This is a genomic window from Pseudidiomarina sediminum DSM 21906 (genome assembly GCF_000423165.1).
GTDB classification, from domain to species: Bacteria; Pseudomonadota; Gammaproteobacteria; order Enterobacterales; family Alteromonadaceae; genus Pseudidiomarina; species Pseudidiomarina sediminum.
Genome location: NZ_KE383983.1, coordinates 792,376 through 811,306, shown reverse-complemented (window position 1 = coordinate 811,306; position 18,931 = coordinate 792,376). Strand labels below are relative to the sequence as shown.

The window sequence follows — 18,931 nt, the reverse complement described above, 5'->3', positions numbered from 1 at the left end:
TTACTCCTTCGGCTCTACTTGCTCAGGACGGAAGGTACGCAGTACCCAGATAAATCCGCCGATGATGAAGAATGCGCTCGGTGGCAAAATCAATAGACCGATCGGCTGGTACCAACCACCCTCAGAAGCGAGTGATAAGATTTGATAACCGAACAAGCTACCTGAACCAAAGAGTTCACGTATAAAGCCAACACTCAGAAGTACGACAGAGTAACCCAAACCGTTACCGATACCGTCAAGGAACGATAAACCTGGTGAACTCTTCATCGCGAAGGCTTCAGCACGACCCATTACGATACAGTTGGTAATGATCAAGCCAACGAAAACCGAAAGCTCTTTTGCGATGCTGTAAGCGTAGGCACGGAGTACCTGGTCAACAACAATTACCAAACTGGCAATAATGGTCATTTGCACAATGATTCGAACACTTGATGGAATGTGATTACGAATCAAAGAGATAAATAAATTCGAAAAGGCGGTAACCAAGGTAAGTGCAATACACATTACCACGGTGTTTTCCATTTTCGAGGTTACAGCCAATGCAGAACAGACACCTAGGATCTGTAAGGCAATAGGGTTGTTGGCAAAGATCGGTCCAAAGAGGACTTCTTTCATTTCTTTTGCGCTACTAGCCATTGCTCAGCTCCCCCTTGCGAATTTTTTCAAATAGTGGACCGTAAGCTTTATCGCTGAACCAGTATGCAACCAGGTTATCCACACCATTACTGGTAAGGGTTGCACCTGAAAGAGCATCAATGTCATGGTTCGGCTGCGTTGGGTTCTTCATTACGTCAAGCTCAACCTGTTGGTCAGCGCCGTAGATTTCTTTACCTTCCCACTGTGCAACCCACTTAGGGTTCTGGATTTCACCACCCAGGCCCGGAGTTTCAGAGTGTTGGTAGAAGTTGATACCTTTCACAGTATTCAAATCTGGGGCCAACGCCATCAAACCGTACATGGTTCCCCACAAGCCGTAGCCGCGAACGTACACCACGAGGGTTTCAAGGTTACCTTGCTCGTCATTAATGAAGTAAAGCTTGGCCACGTCTTCGCGGCTACCAATTCCAGCGATATCGTCGCTTTTATCAAGCTTCGTACTTGCTTCAGGTTTCTTCGCTGCAGCGATAGGGTCATAGTTCACCGCATCTTCGCCGTTTGCTTCAGTGACCACTTGCAAGCTATCAAGGTTGACTAACTTGGTTTCAACGCGCTCGTTAAATACCGCGATGACGTCAGTGCCCGGCTCTAATAAGCCAGCAGCATCAAGAACGTTACGCTGCATGTCTAACGCGGCGTTTTTCTCTTGGATTGGCTTCAAACCAACCGCTGAACCTGCTACCACGATCGCACACACTAAACAGAGGGCGATCACGACAAATAACGTTTTGCCTAACGATTCGTTCTTCTTAGCCACGTGCTAGTCTCCGTTTAATGTTCGCCTGTACAACAAAGTGGTCAAACAATGGCGCAAAGACGTTCGCGAATAGGATTGCCAACATAATGCCTTCTGGGTACGCCGGGTTGACCACACGAATCAACACAGTCATCGCACCAATCAAGAAGCCGTACGCAAATTTCGCTTTGTTGGTAAATGATGCTGACACCGGATCCGTTGCCATGAACATCATACCGAAGGCGAAACCACCGACGACTAAGTGCCAGTACCAAGGCATCTGGAACATCATGTTCGTATCACTACCAATCGCGTTGAATAACGCAGACAGTGCCACCATACCGAGGAACACACCGGTCACAATGCGCCATGAAGCGATGCGGAAATAAATCAGGGCGAAACCACCGATCAGGATCATCAAGGTAGAAACTTCACCCATTGAACCTTGGATGTTGCCGTAGAACGCGTCCCACCACATGTCCATGTTATCGAAGTAGTTGCTGCCGGTCGCTGCTTGACCCAATAAGGTTGCACCAGAGAAGCCATCGACGGCAGTCCATACTTTGTCACCTGAGATTGACGCAGGGAAAGCAAAGTACAAGAACGCACGACCGGTCAAGGCAGGGTTCAAGAAGTTACGGCCAGTACCGCCGAAGATCTCTTTACCGAACACCACACCGAAGGTGATACCTAAAGCGACTTGCCACAATGGAATGGTCGCTGGCAGGGTTAAGGCAAACAACACAGAAGTTACGAAGAAACCTTCGTTGATTTCGTGCTTACGTACGGTCGCGAAAAGAATTTCCCAGAACGCACCAACCGCGAAGGTGGTTAGGTACACCGGCAAAAAGAAACAGGCACCGTACCACATTTTAGTACCCCAGCTCGCGCCAGCGAAATCACCACCTAAAGCTTGGAATAACCCCACTTGCCAAACATCAGCAAGCTCATAGCCGTTCGCAAGCGCCAATGACGCTTGGTTACCCACGTTGTACATACCCCAGAACATTGCTGGGAAGGTCATCAACCAAACGAAAATCATGATCCGTTTCAAGTCGACGTGGTCTTTCACGTGGGTGGTTGTTTTGGTTACTTTGCCCGGCGTGTAAAGAATGGTCGCAACAGCTTCGTAAAGCGCGTACCACTTCTCGTATTTACCGCCTTTCTCAAAGTCCGGCTCAATCCGCTCAATAAAGTTTTTCAAGCCCATGATTAGCCCTCTTTCTCGATAGTCGTTAACACGTTACGTAAGACTGGGCCGTACTCGTATTTACCTGGGCAAACATAAGTACAAAGGGCTAAGTCTTCTTCGTCTAACTCTAAGCAGCCCACTTGTTGAGCTTCATCAGTATCGCCAGACAATAAGTCGCGTAACAAAATAGTTGGCAAGATATCCAACGGCATCACACGCTCGTAGTTACCGATTGGTACCATGGCACGTTCAGAGCCATTGGTCGACGTATTCATCGCGAATAATTTCTTCGGCGACAAATGACCGGCAAATGCACGAGTGATGGAATGCTGGTTCACACCTGCGGCAGCCCAGCCAAGGAATTCTTTCTGATCACCTTCAGGCAAAACACTTACTTGCAGATGGAAACGACCTAACCATTGATGCGCATCATCAACTTTATGGCCATTTAAAACAGAGCCAGAAACAATACGTTGGTTCCCTTCAGCTAATTCGCCTTGGGTCAACTCACGCAAGTTGGCGCCTTGTTGAGTACGTAGCAAACGCGGTTGTTTCACACCTGGACCACCTAGCGCGATAACGCGATCGGTATGAACTTGACCGGTAGTGAACAACTTACCGTAGGCAATCACGTCTTGATAGTTGATGTGCCATACGTGCTTGGTCATGCTCACAGGCTCAAGGAAGTGAATGTGCGTACCTACGAGGCCCGCAGGGTGAACCCCTTTGAAGCTTTCGAGTTGCACTTTCGCATCGCCGGTTTCGACCTTCGCATCGGCAGCTTTGGTGACGTAAACCTTGCCTTTCGTAAGGGTGGTCAAAACATTCAGACCATCTACGAATGCTTGCTGCTGTTCAGCAATGATAACTGCTGGGTCTGCGGCAAGAGGGTTGGTGTCCATACAGTTGACAAAAATCGCTGCAGGCTCTGCATCAAGCTTCGGGCTACGGCTAAATGGACGCGTGCGTAACGCTACCCATTGACCAGCGTTATTCAGTTGCTCAACAACTTTGTCACGCTCAAGACCCGCCAGAGCTTTGCTTTCGTAGGTAGCGAAAGTTTCTTGCTCATCGCCGTCAATTTCGATGACGACTGCTTGCAAAACACGTTTCGCGCCACGTAGCACGTCTTTAACGACGCCAGCAGCTGGTGCAGTGAATTTTACCCCTGGATTTTTCTTGTCTTCGAAAAGTACTTGGCCTTTTTTAACGCGGTCTTCAACCTTGACATGCATGGTTGGACGCATTCCAATGTACTCTTCACCCAGGACGGCAACGGTGGTGATGGATTGACCATCTTCAATAGTTTGCTGGGGAGCTCCCTTAATTGGGATATCCAGCCCTTTCTTGATCGTAATCATACGCGTTTGCACTACTCGTTAGGGAAGATGAATCTTTCTTCAGAAGTGCTGTAAACAGCCCCTGAAACCTGATAAATCATGAGGTTAGCGCAGTATTAGCTGCATAAGCGAGCCGACACCACACTGACCATTTTTTGTACATAGTCACCTAGGGCGGGCATTTTAGCACTTTTGTGCCCTGAGTTACCACCTTACAGGGCACAAATTTTGTTTTATTCCGGCGCTTTGAGGTTTTGTCTAAATTACGACCAAAGGACCACTGGATCGACGTCCGCATCGTAGTCGACACCCGCCATTCCAAAACCAAACAGTTTCAAGAAATCAGCATGATAGCCTTCATAATCAGCAAGCTCATGGAAGTTCTCTTGGGTCACCTGATCCCATAGTGCTTTAATCTTCGCTTGGGTCTCAGGGTTGGTTTCTTTACCGTCCATCCGGAAACGTCCAGCTTCATCCAACACAGCGTTATCGGCGTAGAGGCCTTCAGTGAACAAACGGTAGATTTGCTCAATACAGCCTTCATGGGTGCCCTCTTCTTTCATCACGCCATAAATCAACGAGATGTAGAGTGGCATGACTGGAATCGCCGAGCTAGCTTGCGTCACCAAGGCTTTCAATGATGATACGTAAGCCTCGACATTAAGATCGCTATGGTCACCCCGAATTGCCGCTGCAGCACGGTCCAGATCTTCCTTCGCTTTACCGATAGTGGCATGGCCGTAGATTGGCCACGTCAGCTCTTTACCGATATAGGTGTAAGCAGTAGTTTTCGCATTTTCTGCAAGCACGCCCGCATCAGCCAAGGCTTTCAACCAACGCTCCCAGTCTTCACCACCCATGACTTTGACGGTGTTCGCAATTTCGTCGTCGTTGGCGGGTTCAAGGGTGATCTCTTTCACCAAGTCTTTGTCAGTGTCATAGGTTTTGGTGGTGTAAGCCTTACCCACTGGTTTCAGGGTTGAGCTGTAAACTTCACCGGACTCTGGGTCTTTACGCTTTGGCGACGCAAGGCTGTAAATCACCAAATCCACTTGTCCCATTTCCGCTTTAATGCGTGCAATCGTTTCTGCTTTGAGTTCATCAGAGAAGGCGTCACCGTTTAAGGTTTCCGCATACAAACCTTCAGCGTGTGCTGCTTCATGGAAGGCCGCGGTGTTATACCAACCAGCGGTCGCGGTTTTCTTTTCCGTTGGTTCTTTTTCAAAACACACGCCAAGGGTTTTCGCCCCAGCGCCGAACGCCGAAGTGATTCGCGACGCAAGGCCATAGCCTGTTGAACAACCAATGACCAAGACGCGCTGCGGCGCACCGGCCACTTTCGGCTGTTGCTTGATGTAATCAATTTGCTCGCGCACGTGCGCAGCACAACCTACTGGATGTGCGTTCGTACAAATAAAACCACGAATTTTAGGCTGAATAACCATTATTTTATCCTGTTTCTTACATAACTTGCGCAGCAGTGTAACTGACCGCACAGGGAAAACACATCTGATTAGTTGTGACCGTCAAGCTTACTGCCGCCGAGACATTCCGGCGAATCAGGCGCCTGTGACTGCTGTTGCCACTCATCAGGTGTATAGGTATGGATGGCTAAGGCGTGGATGGGGCCGGCCAACAAAGTTGCCGCAGCAGCGTTAACTTGACGATGCCGAGCCAATAAACGTTGTCCAGCAAAAGCCTCACTCACCACGACCACCTTAAAGTGCGAGTCATCCGTGGGCGTACCATGCAAATGACTTTCATTGATCACCTCAAGGTGGGTGACCGTAAGTGCCTCACAAATACGTTGTTGCAGAAGCTCTGCGGTGGCATGCATACTTTTCTCCTTAGCGCTGGGCGGAACTGTCAAGCGAGCTGTAACAGACGGATGGGTCGCGCCCTAACGCTGCAAGCGCATGGTGGATGGACGGTGCATCTGCATCCGCCGGAGCCGCCACGCGGTACAATTGCGAGCTAAAGGTTCCCCACACCTGCCACAGCATCACATCATGCTCGAGGTATAAATAAGCCAAGTGCTGCACCCCTTCTTGCCGTTGCTTCGGCAGCGAGGACTCGTCTTGAGCGTAGCGCCAGCGGCGCAGCTCTGCTTCGGTCGCCATCAAGGCCTCATTGACACGGTTACGACAAAAACTCAATTGAATCACGCCGTCACTCAGTTGCCACTGTTGGTTCGGCAAGGATTCCATGTTCACCGCATGCACGACATCGTAGGCTGAGCTGGGAACTTCCGGCCCTTGCGGCACACAGGCGCTAAGCACTAGAGTCGCGCTTAGCACAAGCCATTGGGTTGCCTTCACCATTAGCTATCCTCTTTATCGCGGTTTTGTTTCACCGCTTGCTGTTCCGAGATCTCCTCGGCCGTAATTAAAGCAACAATCTGCCAACCCGGTTTAGGTTCAAAGGTGTGATCCGAGGTGAACACATGGCAATGTTTGCGCTCATCTACGGCAAACATCGGAATGGCACGGTTGCCGTAACGCTCTTGATAATCTTGAAAACTAAAACTCTCGGTGATCGCCGTAGTTTTCATTTGCGCGCCTTGGAAGGTCAAACTAGCTAACTTCGAAAAGGTCACACCTTTACCAAACAGCTTCAAGCGCTCACGATAACTTTCCGAAAGCTGGTTGCGCGCCGGCGCATCGTGTTCGTTGTTGGGTAAACCGTAAATACGCTCACTATCGAACCAATCCATAAAGTGCAACGCCACCACCGGGTTCAATTGCTTGTAAGGTGACAAAATTAGCACCCGACCGATCCCGGTCAAATCCATATTGTTTTCAGCATGCTCCGAGGTCGGGTTACCAAAATACACCGGCAAATTTTCCATCCGAGCTTGCTTGATGTTTTCCCAGTTGGTGTCGGCAAGCAGCACCGGTAAGTCATGCTCTTTTAACGACTTGGCGATTTGACGGGCGGTGGCATTGGCACCAAACACCAAAAAGCCTTGTGCTGGCGGCTCACGGAGTTTCAGCGCGTGCGCCAAAGGTTTCGCAGTGAGGCTTTGTAACACCACGGTACTTAGAATGACCAAAAATACCAGTGGCACCAAGAGCTCAGCTTCACTCCATCCCGCTTGTTGCAGCTTTAAGGCAAATAACGCCGACACGGCGGCGGCAACAATCCCGCGCGGAGCAATCCACGACAACAACACCTTTTCTTTGACGTCGAGGCGGGTACCAATGGCCGAGATCCAGACACTCAGTGGGCGTACCACGAAGATAATAATTGCCAGCAAAATCACAGCCGGTAAACCAAGCTGACTGAAAGCATCGACGTCTAAACGCGCAGCCAAAATGATAAACAAGCCAGAAATCAACAACACACTTAGGGTTTCTTTGAATTCAAGAATATCTTCTAAGTGCAAGTTGCGGGTATTGGCCATCACCATGCCCATCACGGTAACCGTCAACAAGCCTGATTCGTGTTGCAGCGCATTCGATAAGGCGAATACTCCCAGCACCGCAGCGAGGGTTGCGACATTTTTCAGATAGTGCGGCAACCAGCCTTTGTTCAGCGCCATACCCAACACTTTTCCGGCGGCATAACCGAGCGCAAACCCCACACCAATGGTAATGGCGAACGCCTGCATGGCATGCAAAAAGCCAGCTCCTTGGCTCGCCACGATAAATTCATAAACCAAAACCGCCAGCAAGGCGCCAATAGGGTCAATGATAATCCCTTCCCAGCGCAGAATATTGGCAATATTCGACTTCGGTCGCACTGAACGCAACATCGGCATAATCACCGTAGGTCCTGTGACCACCACTAAGGCACCGAAGAGTGCGGCCATTTCCCAACCAAAGTCCATTAATAGAAATGCCGCCAGCGCAATGGCAAGCCAGGTCACTAACATACCGATACTGACCAAATGGGTGACCATACGGCCATGGCCACGAATCTCTTCCATTTTTAAGGTCAAACTGCCTTCAAACAGAATGATCGCCACCGACAACGACACCAACGGGAACAGCACGTCACCAAAGACCGCGTCAGGTTGTAGCCAGCCGAATCCTGGCCCAACCGCCATACCGACCAGCAATAAGGGTAAAATAGCAGGAATTTTCAAGCGCCACGCAGACCACTGACACAAGATAGAGAGAACGCCAATAAGTGCTAGCGCGGACATATTTGACATAACAGGTACTGCTCCTTGTAAATCCTTGTTTACTGCATGCGACGGTTTTACATCACTTTACGCGACTTTCTAGTTGATAATCATTCGCATTTGCGTAAAATGTTCTCAAATTGCTTCGCGAGGATCACATTTTCATGTGATTTCCGATAAAATAGTTGCACTTCCTACGAGGTTATCAAGTTATGAGATTACCGAAAATGCAAAAACTGTTTTCTATCGCCACCGTCACGTTAGCGCTTTCAGCTTCATTAGCGAACGCTGCAACCATTAACGTCTATTCTGCGCGAAAAGAAGCGCTGATCAAACCGGTATTGGAACAGTTTAGCGAAAAAACAGGTATTGACGTACGTCTCTTAACCGGAAATGGCGATGCGTTGTTAGCGCGTTTACAGCATGAAGGCGAGAACAGTCCTGCAGATTTGTTCTTAACTGTTGATGCGGGCAACTTACATCGTGCCGCAGAAGCCGGCATCTTCCAGCCGATCACTAGCACTGATGTGTTAAACAAAGTGCCCGCACATCTGCACGGGGTAGACAACCTTTGGGTTGGCTTAAGCTTACGTGCGCGTCCTATTTTTTACGCGAAAGGCAAAGTAGACCCAAGTGAACTAAACGGCTATGAAGATTTAGCCAGTGAAAAATGGGCGAACAATGTGTGTATCCGCTCGTCAGACAACATTTATAACCAGTCCCTCACCGCAGCATTGATTTCGCACTGGGGTGAAGAGAAAACTGAACAATGGGCCAAAGGTTTAGTCGGCAACCTGGCTAAACCTCCGGTCGGCGGTGACCGCGACCAAATTAAAGCTGTTGCTGCTGGCGTTTGTGACATTGCCGTCGCGAACACCTATTACCTTGGTTTGATGGAAGCATCAGATGACGCCGCGGAGCGCGAGGCTGCCAGCAAAGTTAGCATTTTTTGGCCCAATCAAGACAGTTTCGGCACCCATGTAAATGTGTCTGGCATTGGCTTAACGCAACACGCTAAGCATAAGGATGCAGCGCAACAATTGATTGCTTATTTGCTTTCTGAAGAAGCTCAACTTTGGTACGCAGCAACCAATAATGAATACCCGGCCGTTACGGATGTCGAGTGGAGTGAACGCTTGCAAAACTGGGGTGAATTCCAAATGGACGATATTGATATGCGCGTACTTGGTGAAAATAACGCAGCTGCGGTTAAATTAATGAACCGTGCAGGTTGGCGTTAAGCGTGCAACGCTGGCGTCAAGCGTCCTTAATCGCCTCAGCATTAGTGCTGGGGCTACCGTTAATGGTGATCGTCTGGAGCTTGCTCGAACTCTTGTTCGGCGGCGACTTCAGCACCCTTTCTCACCTTTGGCAAACGGTCATTCCTGAATATGTGCGTCATTCTCTATTGTTGATGGCGGGTGTTACTGTAGGTGTTATCGTTTTAGGCGTCTCAACGGCATGGCTGACCACCAGTTGCCGCTTCCCCGGTCAGCGTTTTCTCAGTTGGGCGCTCTTACTACCTTTAGCAATGCCAGCCTACATCACTGCCTATACCTACACCGGTATGCTCGACTACGGCGGTCCGGTTCAACAATCCTTACGTGAATGGTTTGGATGGAGCTACGGCGATTACTGGTTCCCGCAAATTCGTAGCCTCGGAGGCGCTATTGCAGTACTGAGTTTAGTGCTCTTCCCTTATGTGTATTTGATCACGCGAGCCACCTTCATCCAACAGTCGGCGACGACGCTGGAAGCTGGTCGTAGCCTTGGTTTGACGCCATGGCAATGCTTTTTGCGTATCGCGCTGCCGCTTGCGCGCCCCGCCATAGTAACAGGTACAACCTTAGCGCTGATGGAAACCCTCGCCGATTACGGTACGGTCCAATACTTTGGCGTCACCACCTTCACCACAGGTATTTTCCGAACCTGGTATGGGTTGGGTGATTTATATGGTGCCCTACAACTTGCCGGACTATTGTTGCTTGCCGTGATCACCTTGATTTTGATTGAACGTTGGTCACGTCGACAAGCCCGCTACGATCAACGCAACCCGCGCCCGGCAACACCATTTGAATTACGCGGTGGTAAAGCTTGGCTCGCCAGCGTGGTCTGTTGGTTGCCGCTGATTTTCGGTTTTATCTTGCCGGCCATGCAGTTGGCAAGCTGGTCAATAGAACGCTGGCAGGTATGGACCGACCCAACGTTTTGGAACCTCACTTGGAATAGTTTTAGCTTGGCTATGGTTGCCGCGCTACTTGTGGTACTAGTTGCCTTGTGGCTGGCCTACGGTCGTCGGCAATTGCCGAATCGCTGGATACGCACTAGCGTCGCCTTCGCTGGCCTTGGTTACGCGATTCCCGGCCTGGTCATAGCTGTTGGCCTGTTAGTCTTATTAACAGCTGCTGACCATGTCATTATTGACATCAGTAAAGCTTGGTTTGACTGGAATCCAGGCTTGTTGCTCTCTGGGACCTTGTTTGCCCTACTGTTTGCCTATGCGGTACGCTTTTTAAGTGTTGCATTGCAAACCTTGCAAGCCGGTCTTGCCGAAATTCGACCGAGCATGGACGAAGCCGCGCGCATTCACGGCTACAAACCCTTGCAAGTATTACGTATGATTCACTTACCGTTGTTGCGGCCAAGCGTATTAACAGCCCTCATTTTGGTCGGCGTCGATGTCTTAAAAGAATTGCCAGCAACCTTAGTGTTGCGTCCATTCGATTTTAATACCCTCGCCGTACGTGCCTATGAAATGGCCGGTGACGAACGCCTTGCCGATGCTGGACCGCCAGCGTTGATGATGGTGATGGTCGGACTCATTCCGGTGATTTTATTGTCACGTGCCATGTTAAAATCTCAGCAAAATGCACTCAAGGAGCAAGACTTTGTCCCTGTTACAGCTTGATCATCTGCACATTCAACTCGGCAAACAAGCCATTGTGCGCGGCGTTTCAATGCAATTGAACGCAGGAGATATTGGCTGCCTACTGGGACCCAGTGGCTGTGGCAAAACCACGCTCCTGCGGGCGATTGCAGGTTTTCAAAGTGTTACGGCAGGTGCTATCGCTCTTGCCGGACAACAGGTCTCAAGCCCAACCGCAACACAAGCCCCAGAACAACGTGGCATTGGCATGGTGTTCCAAGATTTTGCATTATTTCCGCATCTTACCGTCGCGGAAAACATTAGTTTTGGCATGCGTCACGCAAGCCATCAAGAAAAACAACTACGCGTAGATGAGTTACTTAACCGTATTGGCCTTCCGGGGTATCAGAAGCGTTACCCACATGAGCTTTCTGGCGGTCAACAGCAACGTGTCGCTCTTGCTCGCGCATTAGCCCCGCGTCCACGTTTGTTATTACTGGATGAACCTTTCTCAAGCCTCGATGCTGAATTACGGGAACGTCTGGCCATTGAGGTGCGTGAACTACTGAAGAAAGAACAAATCACCGCTTTGTTGGTCACCCATGATCAACAAGAAGCCTTTGCCATGGCCGACCAAGCTGGCGTCATGTACCAAGGTGAATTGTTGCAATGGGATACACCTTACCAGCTCTACCACCAACCACGACATCAAATGGTCGCGGACTTTATTGGCCATGGGGTATTACTACAGGGGACAGTCAATGCCAGCGGTCGTATGGCGTCGCCGCTCGGTATGTTGGAGCACCCAAGTTTAAGCGCGGTTGCCGATGGCACACCGGTGAACTTTTTGGTGCGTCCTGATGACCTAGTGCCCGACCCGCAATCGCGATTACGTGGCACCATTAAGGCGCGAGGCTTTCGTGGTGCCCACAATCTCTATACCGTCGAACTCACCAGTGGGGTTGAAGTCCTCACCTTAAGCCCGTCCCATGAACAATTACGAGTGGGTGATGAGCTGGGCCTGCGACCTGACTTCGACCACTTAGTGGTGTTTGCCGCAGACCATTGCGAGCTGCCTGGCTTTTCTAACCAAGCGCCCGCATTCCCTGACGGTTTACCAGAAGCGCAGTCGGCGTAACAGCAGAAACTCGACCACGGCAATGGCGCCTAGGGCAATACAAAAGGTCCAAAAGGCGCCCTCACTTTCTACTCCAGGCATCCCGCCAATGTTGATCCCAAACACCCCAGTCAAAAAACTAATGGGGAGAAAAACGCCTGCAATCACCGATAACCAGTAGGTATTGCGGTTCATTTTCTCGGCGACTTCTTGCTGCAAATGCTCACGCAACATCCAAACCTGCTCGAGCAACATTTCAAGCGACTCAAGCTCACGCTGTACGGCGTCACGTTCATTCACCAACCATTGCACATTTTCTTGCTCAAGCCACTTGGCACCATCTGTAGCAAGACGCTCAATGGCGGTCAACTGTGGCCGCACAAAGCGCACCAGTCGTAACATTCGACGGTGCAATAGCGTGAGCTTACGCTGACGTTCAGCTGTCGTCCCTGCGGTTTCGTCGTCTTCAAGCTGCTCCATTTCGACTTCAATCACATCCAGCAATTCTTCCAAACGATTGTTCATCTCCTCAATCAAGGTGATCAACAGATCGTGCAAAGACTCTGGCCCTTGTTGCTGTTGCAAACGCTCACGAATAACCCCAACGGACTTCACCGGGCGCTTGCGGAAGCTATAAATGGCACCTTTGTAATACAAAATACGCAGGCTTAACATGTCTTCTGGGCGCTCACCTTCCGTTAGGTTCACGCCACGTAGGATCAACAAAAAACCATCGTTATTGCGTTCAAAACGTGGTCGCGTGTCTTCCTCGAGCACAGCATCAATTAAAGGTGCAGGAATACCATTGCTGGCTAACCAACGTTCAATTCCCGGCAAGTCTCGTTGAATGTGAAACCAACGATGCTCAGCGTGCTGGAGATCATCGCTCAGGGGCTGTGCTGGGTGAGCTGAAAAGTCCCAGCTATCGATTAAAAACTCAGGGCGAGGCTGCGTCATATATTCTCCTTAATGATGCAGTTTCATTGTTTTTGGCTTTGACGTTACAATAGCAGGCAATTTGAGTTTCCACACGATTAAGGATGGTTCATGTTACTCGCTGTTGTCGCGGTTGTTCTTGGTTTAGTACTACTCGTTTGGAGCGCCGATAAATTTGTTGATGGCGCGGCTGCAACGGCAAATCATTTTGGCATGCCGCCACTGTTAATCGGTATGCTGGTGATTGGTTTTGGTACGTCTGCACCTGAAATGGTTGTTTCCGCGCTCGCCTCTAGCCAAGGTAATCCGGGCTTAGCTCTAGGTAATGCCTTTGGTTCCAACATCACTAATATCGCGCTAGTACTTGGTATCACCGCTGTTTTAGCGCCAATTGCCGTGAGCAGTCAAGTACTTAAACGCGAAATGCCCATTTTGATCGCAATCACGCTACTCATGGCATGGCCGCTTTACGATTTGACCATTACCAGTATTGAGGCGTGGATGCTGCTCGCTATCTTCGCTGGTTACATGGGCTGGAGTGTTTATCAGGGCTCACGCGGCAGCAATGACCAACTCGCCACTGACTTCGATAAAGAAATCAAAGAGCATCAGATGCCTATTGGCAAAGCAACCTTTTGGCTTATTGTCGGCTTGATTTTGCTGGTGGTGAGTTCACGCCTGCTGGTGTGGGGGGCTGTCGATATTGCCATGGCCCTAGGAGTGAGTGACCTAGTGATTGGCTTAACCGTGGTAGCCATTGGCACGTCACTACCAGAGCTTGCCTCCGCTATTGTTGCTGTACGCAAAAATGAACATGACCTCGCATTTGGGAACGTTATTGGCTCAAACATGTTTAATACCTTGGCCGTGGTGGGGATTGCCGGCGCGATTCATCCGATTTCGCTAGAGCCATTGGTGCTGCATCGTGACTGGTTAGCGATGACCCTACTTACGTTTTTGCTGGTCATTTTCAGCTTCCGTGTTCATCGTCCGACGCGTTTGAACCGTATTCACGGTGGTATTCTGCTAGGTTGTTATGTTGCCTATACACTCTACTTACTGAAAACAGGATTCTAAATGCTACACAATGACGCCATTCATACTGCGCAACGCCTTGGGTTTCTTGGGCTGGTACCATTCTTGGCCTTCACCCTAGGTGGTTTGCTTGATCTTGAAGCTGCAGCGAGCATTCGTCTGTTTGTCATTTATAGTGCCATTATCTTAAGCTTCTTAGGTGGTGTGCATTGGGGACTCGCCATGCTTCGCGATGACGCGCCAACCCGTGAACTGCATTGGAGCATGCTGCCTAGCATTGTCGGGATTGCGGTGTTCGTGGCGGCGCACTGGCTGTCGTCATTGGTATTGCTTTGCATTTTGGCGGTGGCGCATTTGTTCTGGTTAAAGTTTGAAAAGCGCCACCTGCAAAGCCCTGATCACGCATGGTACATCGAACTACGTGGTCGTTTGACCTTTACCGTAGTGGCCCTGCACATCATCTTGGTGATTATCTCAATCTAAACACTAATACATTTGCGAATCGTTCGCATTTGTATTAGTATAAGAGCCACGTGTTTGACGAGGTTCTTATGTACGTTTGTCTTTGTAAAGGTGTTACCGATAAAACCATCCGCAAAGCGGTGCACGAAGATGGCATCTCTAGCCTTCGTGAGTTGCGCCAAAGCTATGGCGTGGCCTCACAATGTGGCTGCTGCAAGAGTTGCGCCAAAGAAGTGCTAACCGATGCGGTAAACGAGCGCAATGCCCGTTTACTTAAAGATACCCTCTTGCCAACCACGGTGTGCTACGCTTAAGCTAGAGTCTAATCTGTATCTAGCTTAGGAGTGTGCCATGCAAGGCGAACCACAGGTTCTACAAGAGCTGAACCGCATTCTCACCCGCAAGTTAACCGCCATCAACCAGTATTTCTTACATGCGCGCATGTACAAGAACTGGGGCTTTGATGAGCTTAACCATATCATTTATAAAGCCTCAATCGCCGAAATGAAGCACGCTGATGACATCATTGAGCGTTTGCTGTTTTTAGGTGGGCTGCCAAACCTACAAGATTTAGGCAAGCTCTACATTGGCGAAGATCCTGATGAAATGTTGGCGCTCGATAAAAAGGTTCAAGCGGCCGATGTTGAAGCCCTACGCGCAGCTATCGCGCTCTGTGAACAACACCAAGACTATGTCACCCGTGATGAACTCGAAGAAATTCTCGAACAACAAGAAGAGCACCTCGACTGGCTCGAAACCCAGCTAGACTTGATCGCTCAGTTAGGTAGCGCAACGTACTTACAAACGAAATTACATAAGGAATCGTAACCATGGCGCTTGATGCTGCAGCTGTCGTCAACCAGCTTAATCGTTTGTTGGCCTTTGAATTGACCTCTATCGATCAATACACCGCGCACTCGCGTCGCTACGAAGATATGGGCTTAAACAAGCTTTACGAGCGCATTAACCATGAAGTGGACGATGAGCAAGCTCATGCTGACTTATTGATCCGTCGCATACTGTTTCTCGGTGGTCGGCCGAACATGAACCAGCGCGAAGCTCACACCATCGCCGATGACGTGCCAACCATGTTGGCCAACGACTTGGCGTTGGAGCATAACAACGCGAAAACCCTACGGGAAGTTATCGCCTTTTGTGAACAATCAGGAGACTTTGTCACCCGCGATATGCTCGTCGGTATTCTTAAAGACACCGAAGAAGACCACGCGTACTGGTTGCGCCAACAATTAGCATTGATTGACCGCTTAGGTCTGCCACTCTACCTGCAGGCGCAAATGTGACGACCTCGCTAGATAGCGTTATCGAGACCATCAAACAGGGCTTTGATTGGCTCGAGCATGACTTATTCTCCGTAGGTGAAACTGTGATCACCTACGGCGCTGTCTTCCGCTTTCTAGCGATTCTTATCGCCGCCTACATTATTTCGCGAATCGTCCAAAATGCCCTACAACGCTATGGCAATTACCACAATAGCCTCGCGCCATCGTCGGTTTATGCCCTCAAACGACTCACGCACTATGTGATTTTATTAGTCGGTTTCTTAATCGCGATTGCTTCGATGGGTATTGATCTTACCAAGTTTGCGATTTTTGCCAGTGCCGTCGGTATTGGTGTTGGTTTCGGCTTACAAAACCTTATCAGCAACTTCACTGCTGGAATCATGCTGTTGTTTGAGAAAACCCTGAAAGTGGGCGACTTTGTTGAGCTCGAATCAGGGGTCACCGGTGAAGTAAAAGAAATCAATATTCGCAGTACCATCATCACCACCAATGACAATATCGATATCATAGTGCCGAACTCAGAGTTCGTGAGTGGTCGGGTCACCAACTGGACCATGCGCGATACTTACCGTCGCATTAAAGTGCCGTTTGGCGTGGCCTACGGTACCGACAAAGAGCTGGTGAAACGTGCTGTGCTGGAAGCCGCTGAACGCGTACCACATACGCTGACGGATAGCTCGCACCGCCCGCCACAAGTCTGGTTAGTCGAATTTGGTGAGAGTGCGCTCAATTTTGAGTTGGTGGTTTGGCTTAAACCCGAAGCGGTCAATCGTCCCGGTGCCGTGCAAGCGGCTTTTATGTGGGAGATTCATACGGCATTGACGGAAAACGGTATCGAAATTCCGTTCCCGCAACGCGACTTGCACATCAAAAGTTGGCAGGCAGATGGGCGCATCCGCACCGTCAAAGGCCATACGGAAACACCGCCGCCTGAGCCAGTGCATGAACGCCCTTCAAAGAATGACGCCGCAGAGGACCTCTAACGCGTCAATTGTGTGCGTAGCTCATCAACACAGTTCGGGTCATCAATGGTGGAGGGAATGCTAACGTTCGCCTCGCCATCCGCTAATTGTCGCAGTAAGCGACGGAGAATTTTTCCTGAGCGTGTTTTCGGTAAGCGTGGCACCACATGGATTTGCTTCAAACAGGCCACCGCGCCAATTTCGTTGCGCACCAACTGAACCAAGCGCGCACTTAGTTCAGCATGGTCAATAGCGATACCATCTTTAATGATCACCAAACCCAGTGGCACTTGGCCTTTGAGTTCATCCGCAATGCCGATTACCGCACATTCCGCAACCGCAGGGTCCATCGCCAGTACTTCTTCCATTTCCCCTGTCGACAAGCGGTGCCCCGCCACGTTAATAACGTCATCCGTACGCCCCATAATATAGACGTAGCCATCATCATCCTTGTAGCCGCCATCACCACTACTGTAGTAGCCCGGTAGGTCGGATAAATAACTGCTAGCAAAGCGTTGGTCATCCCCCCAAATAGTGGTGAGACACCCTGGTGGTAACGGTAATTTGATCGCCACCGCCCCTTGTTGATTGGCCTCCAGCTCCTCCCCATTCGGAGCTAAGATGCGAATATCAAAACCCGGAACCGGTAAGGTCGACGAGCCCGGCTTGATCGGATACTCGGTTAGACCGACAGGGTTCGCGCAAATCGGCCAGCCAGATTCCGTTTGCCACCAGTGGTCATAAACAGGTTTACCGGTGACCTCCTGCGTCCATGCCAGAGTTGGCGGATCAAGCCGCTCACCAGCCATATAAATGCGTTGCAGCGCAGATAAATCATAGTGCTGCAAGGCATGCGCTGCTGGATCTTCTTTTTTGATGGCTCGAAATGCCGTCGGCGCCGAAAACAGTACCTGCACGCCGTATTCCTCACAAATGCGCCAAAACGCCCCAGCATCAGGCGTGCGCACAGGTTTACCTTCATACAGAATGGTGGTCGCACCGGTGAGCAGCGGTCCGTACACAATGTACGAGTGGCCGACGACCCACCCCACATCTGAGGCACTGAACATCACTTCGCCAGGCTGTAAACCATAGACAATATCCATTGAGTAACGCAGCGCCACCGCATAGCCGCCGGTATCACGCACCACGCCTTTCGGCTTGCCGGTGGTGCCAGAGGTGTAAAGGATATACAGCGGGTCCGTCGCCTGCATCACCGCACACTCCGCAGGGGTAGCTTGTGTTAACGCCTGTTGCCAATCGACATCACGCGGTGCCATTAGCTCCGCCTGACATTGTTCGCGCTGCCAAACAAAAACCTGGGCCGGCTTCTCAGTCGCCAGCTCGATGGCTTTATCCACTAAAGGTTTATAGGCAATAACACGATTCACTTCGACCCCACACGAGGCCGTGATCACCGCTTTAGGCTTTGCATCATCAATACGAACGGCCAGTTCATGAGGTGCAAATCCGCCAAACACCACCGAATGCACCGCACCTAATCGCGCACACGCCAGCATGGCAATGGCCGCCTGCGGAATCATCGGCATGTAAATTACCACGCGGTCGCCTTTCTTCACATGATGTTGTTTTAATACACCGGCAAAGTGCGCCACCTGGTCTCGTAGCTCTCGGTAGCTAAAGCGTTGCTTGGTTGCCGTCACTGGCGAGTCGTAAATGAGCGCCGTTTGCTCACCACGGCCGTTATCGACATGGTAATCAAGCGCGCAAAACGCCATATTCAGCTGCCCATCGGCAAACCAATCCGCAGTACCTTCCGGTTTTAACGTTGCCGCCGTTTGCGGGTCTCGAAACCAATGCAAACGCTGCGCTTGCTTCAACCAAAAGCGTTCCGGCTGCTGTAACGAATACTCATAATCGTGGGGATAGCTCATTGCGACATCCTCTGTATAAAACATGACTTCCCTCACTTTAGCGCGATAGCGCCCAATTCCTATTCGACTTGAGTCGTAGGCGTCGATAACCTGCCGTGAAGTCGTTGACTCACGCGGGCCATTCCCTTAGTATACGCAGCCTCTAGGAGAGGTGTCCGAGTGGCTGAAGGAGCACGCCTGGAAAGTGTGTATACGGTAACCCCGTATCGAGGGTTCGAATCCCTCTCTCTCCGCCAGATACAAAAAAACCGCCCTTGTGGCGGTTTTTTTGTATCTGGTGCAGTGAGCGGATTTGATGAGAACCCT

19 protein-coding genes and 1 tRNA gene are annotated in these 18,931 nt (G+C 50.3%); 10 read left to right on the top strand and 10 right to left on the bottom strand.

The window, feature by feature from the left end:
* The 8 genes from G535_RS0109070 to G535_RS0109035 all read right to left on the bottom strand — a co-directional run bounded on the left by G535_RS0109070 (nt 1) and on the right by G535_RS0109035 (nt 8,081).
* On the bottom strand, nt 1-636 hold the full coding sequence (locus tag G535_RS0109070) for an NADH:ubiquinone reductase (Na(+)-transporting) subunit D (RefSeq protein ID WP_026861775.1): 636 nt from the start codon (nt 634-636) through the stop codon (nt 1-3).
* Entirely contained in the window at nt 629-1,414 is a 786-nt protein-coding gene (locus tag G535_RS0109065) for a Na(+)-translocating NADH-quinone reductase subunit C (protein ID WP_026861774.1), read from the bottom strand. Before G535_RS0109065 ends, G535_RS0109070 begins: the two co-directional genes overlap by 8 nt.
* Nucleotides 1,407-2,603, bottom strand: a complete 1,197-nt coding sequence (locus G535_RS0109060) for an NADH:ubiquinone reductase (Na(+)-transporting) subunit B (protein WP_026861773.1) — start codon at nt 2,601-2,603, stop codon at nt 1,407-1,409. Before G535_RS0109060 ends, G535_RS0109065 begins: the two co-directional genes overlap by 8 nt.
* Before the next feature lie 2 nt (nt 2,604-2,605).
* Nucleotides 2,606-3,946 (bottom strand): Na(+)-translocating NADH-quinone reductase subunit A, encoded by a 1,341-nt coding sequence (locus G535_RS0109055; protein ID WP_026861772.1) that lies wholly within the window; start codon nt 3,944-3,946, stop codon nt 2,606-2,608.
* Nucleotides 3,947-4,188: 242 nt separating this feature from the next.
* Entirely contained in the window at nt 4,189-5,370 is a 1,182-nt protein-coding gene (gene fabV / locus G535_RS0109050) for an enoyl-ACP reductase FabV (RefSeq protein ID WP_026861771.1), read from the bottom strand.
* Nucleotides 5,371-5,438: 68 nt separating this feature from the next.
* Nucleotides 5,439-5,762, bottom strand: coding sequence for a BolA family protein (locus tag G535_RS0109045; RefSeq protein ID WP_026861770.1), 324 nt, complete (start codon nt 5,760-5,762; stop codon nt 5,439-5,441).
* Between the two features lie 10 nt (nt 5,763-5,772).
* On the bottom strand, nt 5,773-6,246 hold the full coding sequence (locus G535_RS0109040) for a hypothetical protein (protein ID WP_026861769.1): 474 nt from the start codon (nt 6,244-6,246) through the stop codon (nt 5,773-5,775).
* Nucleotides 6,246-8,081: a cation:proton antiporter gene (locus tag G535_RS0109035; protein WP_026861768.1), complete on the bottom strand. Its 1,836-nt coding sequence runs from the start codon at nt 8,079-8,081 to the stop codon at nt 6,246-6,248. The genes G535_RS0109040 and G535_RS0109035 overlap by 1 nt, the downstream gene beginning before the upstream one ends.
* 182 nt (nt 8,082-8,263) lie before the next feature.
* On the opposite strand from G535_RS0109035, the gene G535_RS0109030 reads away from it, so the two are divergent.
* The 3 genes from G535_RS0109030 (at nt 8,264) to G535_RS13345 (ending at nt 12,055) form a co-directional block, all read left to right on the top strand.
* Nucleotides 8,264-9,292: a Fe(3+) ABC transporter substrate-binding protein gene (locus G535_RS0109030; RefSeq protein ID WP_241970444.1), complete on the top strand. Its 1,029-nt coding sequence runs from the start codon at nt 8,264-8,266 to the stop codon at nt 9,290-9,292.
* A gap of 62 nt (nt 9,293-9,354) precedes the next feature.
* Nucleotides 9,355-10,959 (top strand): ABC transporter permease, encoded by a 1,605-nt coding sequence (locus tag G535_RS13350; protein WP_084616879.1) that lies wholly within the window; start codon nt 9,355-9,357, stop codon nt 10,957-10,959.
* Entirely contained in the window at nt 10,946-12,055 is a 1,110-nt protein-coding gene (locus tag G535_RS13345) for an ABC transporter ATP-binding protein (RefSeq protein WP_198678977.1), read from the top strand. Before G535_RS13350 ends, G535_RS13345 begins: the two co-directional genes overlap by 14 nt.
* On the opposite strand, the gene G535_RS0109015 is transcribed toward G535_RS13345, so the two are convergent.
* Nucleotides 12,032-12,991 carry a CorA family divalent cation transporter gene (locus G535_RS0109015; protein WP_026861766.1) on the bottom strand — a complete coding sequence of 320 codons (960 nt, stop codon included), beginning with the start codon at nt 12,989-12,991 and terminating at the stop codon, nt 12,032-12,034. The two genes, G535_RS13345 and G535_RS0109015, sit on opposite strands and share 24 nt — an antisense overlap.
* Before the next feature lie 90 nt (nt 12,992-13,081).
* Here G535_RS0109015 and G535_RS0109010 point away from each other — a divergent pair, with 90 nt between their 5' ends.
* From G535_RS0109010 to G535_RS13340, 6 genes are all read left to right on the top strand, one after another.
* Complete coding sequence (locus G535_RS0109010) at nt 13,082-14,047, top strand: calcium/sodium antiporter (RefSeq protein ID WP_026861765.1); 966 nt, start codon at nt 13,082-13,084, stop codon at nt 14,045-14,047.
* Complete coding sequence (locus G535_RS0109005) at nt 14,048-14,488, top strand: DUF3429 domain-containing protein (protein ID WP_026861764.1); 441 nt, start codon at nt 14,048-14,050, stop codon at nt 14,486-14,488. It begins immediately after the preceding gene.
* A 68-nt stretch (nt 14,489-14,556) separates the two neighbouring features.
* The gene (locus G535_RS0109000; protein WP_026861763.1) at nt 14,557-14,781 is read left to right on the top strand and encodes a bacterioferritin-associated ferredoxin; all 225 of its coding nucleotides are present in this window, start codon (nt 14,557-14,559) and stop codon (nt 14,779-14,781) included.
* Nucleotides 14,782-14,818: 37 nt separating this feature from the next.
* On the top strand, nt 14,819-15,295 hold the full coding sequence (gene bfr / locus G535_RS0108995; protein ID WP_026861762.1) for a bacterioferritin: 477 nt from the start codon (nt 14,819-14,821) through the stop codon (nt 15,293-15,295).
* A 2-nt stretch (nt 15,296-15,297) separates the two neighbouring features.
* Nucleotides 15,298-15,768, top strand: coding sequence for a bacterioferritin (gene bfr / locus G535_RS0108990; RefSeq protein WP_026861761.1), 471 nt, complete (start codon nt 15,298-15,300; stop codon nt 15,766-15,768).
* Entirely contained in the window at nt 15,765-16,751 is a 987-nt protein-coding gene (locus G535_RS13340; RefSeq protein ID WP_084616833.1) for a mechanosensitive ion channel family protein, read from the top strand. Before bfr (G535_RS0108990) ends, G535_RS13340 begins: the two co-directional genes overlap by 4 nt.
* Here G535_RS13340 and G535_RS0108980 read toward each other — a convergent pair.
* Entirely contained in the window at nt 16,748-18,625 is a 1,878-nt protein-coding gene (locus G535_RS0108980) for an acetate--CoA ligase (RefSeq protein WP_026861760.1), read from the bottom strand. The two genes, G535_RS13340 and G535_RS0108980, sit on opposite strands and share 4 nt — an antisense overlap.
* Nucleotides 18,626-18,770: 145 nt before the next feature.
* Between G535_RS0108980 and G535_RS0108975 the strand changes: the two genes are divergently transcribed.
* Nucleotides 18,771-18,861: transfer RNA gene (locus G535_RS0108975), tRNA-Ser, on the top strand.
* Nucleotides 18,862-18,931 lie beyond the last annotated feature (70 nt).

What these genes read in the sequence shown, in the direction of transcription:
- G535_RS0109070 (WP_026861775.1), bottom strand. Translation starts at nt 636, where the DNA reads ATGGCTAGTAGCGCAAAAGAAATGAAAGAAGTCCTCTTTGGACCGATC.
- G535_RS0109060 (WP_026861773.1), bottom strand. Translation starts at nt 2,603, where the DNA reads ATGGGCTTGAAAAACTTTATTGAGCGGATTGAGCCGGACTTTGAGAAA.
- G535_RS0109055 (WP_026861772.1), bottom strand. Translation starts at nt 3,946, where the DNA reads ATGATTACGATCAAGAAAGGGCTGGATATCCCAATTAAGGGAGCTCCC.
- fabV (WP_026861771.1), bottom strand. Translation starts at nt 5,370, where the DNA reads ATGGTTATTCAGCCTAAAATTCGTGGTTTTATTTGTACGAACGCACAT.
- G535_RS0109045 (WP_026861770.1), bottom strand. Translation starts at nt 5,762, where the DNA reads ATGCATGCCACCGCAGAGCTTCTGCAACAACGTATTTGTGAGGCACTT.
- G535_RS0109040 (WP_026861769.1), bottom strand. Translation starts at nt 6,246, where the DNA reads ATGGTGAAGGCAACCCAATGGCTTGTGCTAAGCGCGACTCTAGTGCTT.
- G535_RS0109035 (WP_026861768.1), bottom strand. Translation starts at nt 8,081, where the DNA reads ATGTCAAATATGTCCGCGCTAGCACTTATTGGCGTTCTCTCTATCTTG.
- G535_RS0109030 (WP_241970444.1), top strand. Translation starts at nt 8,264, where the DNA reads ATGAGATTACCGAAAATGCAAAAACTGTTTTCTATCGCCACCGTCACG.
- G535_RS13350 (WP_084616879.1), top strand. Translation starts at nt 9,355, where the DNA reads ATGGTGATCGTCTGGAGCTTGCTCGAACTCTTGTTCGGCGGCGACTTC.
- G535_RS0109015 (WP_026861766.1), bottom strand. Translation starts at nt 12,991, where the DNA reads ATGACGCAGCCTCGCCCTGAGTTTTTAATCGATAGCTGGGACTTTTCA.
- G535_RS0109010 (WP_026861765.1), top strand. Translation starts at nt 13,082, where the DNA reads ATGTTACTCGCTGTTGTCGCGGTTGTTCTTGGTTTAGTACTACTCGTT.
- G535_RS0109005 (WP_026861764.1), top strand. Translation starts at nt 14,048, where the DNA reads ATGCTACACAATGACGCCATTCATACTGCGCAACGCCTTGGGTTTCTT.
- G535_RS0109000 (WP_026861763.1), top strand. Translation starts at nt 14,557, where the DNA reads ATGTACGTTTGTCTTTGTAAAGGTGTTACCGATAAAACCATCCGCAAA.
- bfr (WP_026861762.1), top strand. Translation starts at nt 14,819, where the DNA reads ATGCAAGGCGAACCACAGGTTCTACAAGAGCTGAACCGCATTCTCACC.
- bfr (WP_026861761.1), top strand. Translation starts at nt 15,298, where the DNA reads ATGGCGCTTGATGCTGCAGCTGTCGTCAACCAGCTTAATCGTTTGTTG.
- G535_RS0108980 (WP_026861760.1), bottom strand. Translation starts at nt 18,625, where the DNA reads ATGAGCTATCCCCACGATTATGAGTATTCGTTACAGCAGCCGGAACGC.